At 63.3% G+C, this 245-nt stretch carries 1 pseudogene; it reads right to left on the bottom strand.

Going from position 1 to position 245, the window contains the following annotated elements:
- Positions 1-245, bottom strand: a pseudogene (locus tag KVT28_RS26175) (hypothetical protein); the annotation flags it as partial.

Below are 245 nucleotides of genomic sequence, written 5' to 3'. Positions count from 1 at the left end.
CCGTGCCAGGTCTTTCTCTCGTCTCTCCAGCACCGCCTGTTTTTCCCGCAACTCCCGCTCGAGCGCCTGCGTTTGTTCGATGCGGCGATCCAGCTCACTCAAGAACCGCGTCACGTCGCGCTCGCGGTTGCTCATCGAGTCGCGCGCGCGGCGCATGATATCTTCGGGCATTCCGAGGCGTGTGGCGATTTCCAGGCCCGCCGATTTGCCCGGCAGCCCGAGACGAAGCTGATATGTGGGTTCCA

The organism is Pantoea sp. GbtcB22 (genome assembly GCF_019091025.1).
GTDB lineage: Bacteria > Pseudomonadota > Gammaproteobacteria > Enterobacterales > Enterobacteriaceae > Pantoea > Pantoea leporis.
Note: the sequence above shows the minus strand (reverse complement) of the source record. Positions and strands in the feature narration are given on the sequence as shown.